We start from the raw sequence: 3,188 nt of genomic DNA, 5'->3' as shown, positions 1-3,188 counted from the left end.
TGAGGCGGGGGAGTCGGCAGGTGAGGATGACGGTGAGGACGGGGCACTGTTCGCGGGGTGGGGGACTGTCGGTGTGGCCATGACCGGCAACGTACGGGGCAGAATCCGCCGCCCGGATCCCCGTCACCGGGGATTCCCGGGTCACTCCTGAGGGTGATGCGCTTGCCTGTGCCTGTGCCTGTGCCTGTGCCTGTGCCCGTGCCTGTGCTCGTGTCTCGCCTGTGCCCCGGTCGCATTCACCCCGGGTAGACCCTTGCACGGGAGGTTGGTCACACCATCCCCTCGTGTGAGGGTGAACAGGAGGTGACTGTCCTGCGGGCGAACGGGACGGCCCTCAGACAACCCCGTTCTCGTAGGCGAAGACCACCGCCTGCACCCGGTCACGCAACGCCAGCTTCTGCAGCACCCTGCGCACGTGCGTCTTCACCGTCTCCTCGGAGATGAAGAGCACCCCGGCGATCTCCTGGTTCGACCGTCCGGTGGCGATCTGCTCCAGGATCTCGTGCTCGCGGGGAGTCAGTGACTTCAGTGCCCTCAGTGCAGACTGTGCCGCCGACCCCTCAGCACTCCCGCTACCGTGCCGGGCCCGTCCCCCGGGCCGCTTCGACACGGCCTCCTCGATCAGACGTTTCGTCACTGACGGGGCGAGCAGCGCCTCCCCGGTCACCGCGAGGTGCACCGCCCGGATGAGTTCGGCGGCCGGGGCGTCCTTCAGCAGGAAGCCGGAACACCCCATCTGCAGGGCCCCGAAGACGTAGTCGTCGAGGTCGAAGGTGGTGAGCATGACGATCCTCGGTGCCGGGTCCAACCCGGCGGACAGGATCCGGCGGGCGGCCTCCAGCCCGTCCATCATCGGCATACGGACGTCCATGAACACGACGTCCGGACGCAGCCGGGTGACCTGCTCAACAGCCTGGGCGCCGTCGGCGGCGTCCCCCACCACGGTGATGTCGGGTTGTGCGCCGAGTAGCGCGGCGAAGCCCTGCCGGACCATTGCCTGGTCGTCGACGACGGTGACGGTGATATCTCCCATGACCTGTGAACCTACCCGCCGTCAGCGGGTGACCGGCACGACCGCGCGGACGGTGAACCCGCCGTCGGCTGCGGGCAGGGCGGTGAACGATCCGCCGACGGCCCTCACCCGCGCCGCCATCCCCGGGATCCCCGACCCGCCGCTGTGCTCCGGGGGCACGATCTCCCCGGGCGCGGCCGGCCCGTTGTCGACGGTCAATTCGGCGTCGCGGCGTCCGTCTTTCTCTGTGACGGTGAGGTTGACCAGCACCTTCCCGCCGGGTGCGTGGCGGGAGGCGTTCGACAGGCTCTCCTGCAGGACGCGCTGCAGCACCACCCCGACGGTGTCGTCGAGGGAGGCCACACCGCCGTCGAGTGTCCAGGTGAGGTCCATTCCGGCGCGTCGCGCGGCGGTGAGCACCGGCTCGATCTGGTCGGCGCCGACCGGGGTGGTGGCTCCGGATTCGGCGTCGGAGCGCAGCACGCCGAGCAGTTCCCGGACCTGGTTCAGGGCTTCTCGGGCGGTGTCGGCGATGGAGTCGAACTCGGCGTGGACGGACGGGGTGACCCCCTGGAGCCGGTAGGGTGCGGACTGGGCCTGCACCACGATCATCGACATCTGGTGGGCGACCACGTCGTGCAGGTCGCGGACGAGCCGGTTGCGCTCCTCCGCCATCACGCGCAGTTGGGACTGCTCGGTCGCGCGGGTGCTTTCCGTGCGCACCTGTCTGCGGGACGCCAGCAGCCACCGCACCAGCAGGAGGAACGCGGACCAGACCAGGGTGCCGACGATCCACCCGACGACGACCTCCGCGGGGTTGAGTGCCATGAGCAGGACGGTGGCGGCGACGGCGACGGTGACGTCGCGGGCCGGGCCGCGCAGCACCACGACCGCGAGGGTGAAGGCGAGTGCGAGGTGGAAGGCCACCGGCCAGCCGAGGGCGTAGTCGGGGTTCTCGTGGAACGGCAGACTGACCAGGCAGGACGCGGCGACGACCAGCCAGGACGCCAACGGCCGTCGGACGGCGGTGATCACCGGCCAGGTGCCGGCGGCGGCGATCAGCGGCACGATCGCCGGATGCAGGGAGTGGGTGAGGTGGTAGGTCGGCCACGCGACGGTGAAGAGGACCCCGGCGAACAGGACGACGAGCCCGGGAGCCCCGTACCGGCGGACGGACACAGGGAGGGAAGGGACGGTCGGGAGGGTGGGGACGGTGAGAGGCGCGCGACGTGCGCCTTGTGCACGGCGTTGACGGTGTGGTCGCGGGGTGGGGCTCATGGTCTCCGACAGTAGGTGGCGGCGTGACCGGGATCATCCCTCCCGGGAGTGATTCCGTCGGACGGGGACGCCCCGGGCATGTCCGGGAGAATCACCGTCACGGGGGATCCCGGCGGTGGGTGGCCGTTCCTAGCGTCCTGTGGCATGAACCCCCTGAAGATTCTGCCGACCGTCCCCCGCCACTTCGTCGCCTCGCGTGTCGCCGTCACGCTGGTGCTCGCCCTCGGCGGGTCAGCGGCTGCCGTCGCGGTCCCGTCGGACGCATCGTCGACGATGGCGCCGCAGACCGGCGCGGATCTCTCTGTCTCCGGGGATGCCGCACCCGGTTCCGCCGTAGCCGCCGCACAGGCGCTCGCGGCCATCGGGGGATCCGGCGGGGGCGGTGACGCGGCGTCCTGGATCGACGCCCTGCCCGCCGGGATCACCGGGGCACTGGGCTACCGGCCGGTGGTCGTCGACGGGCTGCCCTCGGACCCGGCGGGGGACTGTTCGTCACCGGTACCGCTGCCGCAGTCCTTCACCCCGGCGTGCCTCACCCACGATCTGGGCTATGACCTGCTGCGTGTCGCTGACGCTGACGGGGAGTCCATCCCCCGCGGCGTGCGCCCGGCACTGGACCGGCAGTTGGCGGCGAGAATGGAGGGGGCCTGTACAGGGGAGGGGCTGAGGTACGCCGGGTGCCGGGTGATGGCGGGTGTCGCGGACGCTGCGGTGACCGCCAACAGCTGGCGGCAGAATGACGGTGCTCCGGTGAAGGAATCCTGGCCCTGGTCCTGAGTCCACCGGTGCGGGTGTGGTGTTCTACAGTCACTTCCATGACCAGTGACACCCGACCGGACCGGACACGGCGACGCACCGGACCCCGGACGGCCGGTGGGGCGTTTCCCGTGGTTCTGAC

The 3,188-nt window shown here is 70.7% G+C and carries 3 protein-coding genes; 1 reads left to right on the top strand and 2 read right to left on the bottom strand.

Annotated elements, in window-relative coordinates; translation table 11 throughout:
* Positions 1-334: 334 nt before the first annotated feature.
* Together QZV72_RS02310 and QZV72_RS02305 are read right to left on the bottom strand one after the other, a co-directional pair.
* Positions 335-1,033: a response regulator transcription factor gene (locus QZV72_RS02310; RefSeq protein ID WP_297004742.1), complete on the bottom strand. Its 699-nt coding sequence runs from the start codon at positions 1,031-1,033 to the stop codon at positions 335-337.
* Between the two features lie 21 nt (positions 1,034-1,054).
* Positions 1,055-2,191 carry a sensor histidine kinase gene (locus QZV72_RS02305; protein ID WP_297004739.1) on the bottom strand — a complete coding sequence of 379 codons (1,137 nt, stop codon included), beginning with the start codon at positions 2,189-2,191 and terminating at the stop codon, positions 1,055-1,057.
* A 243-nt stretch (positions 2,192-2,434) separates the two neighbouring features.
* On the opposite strand from QZV72_RS02305, the gene QZV72_RS02300 reads away from it, so the two are divergent.
* The gene (locus tag QZV72_RS02300; protein WP_297004736.1) at positions 2,435-3,067 is read left to right on the top strand and encodes a hypothetical protein; all 633 of its coding nucleotides are present in this window, start codon (positions 2,435-2,437) and stop codon (positions 3,065-3,067) included.
* Positions 3,068-3,188: the final 121 nt, after the last annotated feature.

Source organism: uncultured Corynebacterium sp. (assembly GCF_902782855.1).
GTDB lineage: Bacteria > Actinomycetota > Actinomycetes > Mycobacteriales > Mycobacteriaceae > Corynebacterium.
This window is presented reverse-complemented; position numbering and strand designations above follow the sequence as displayed.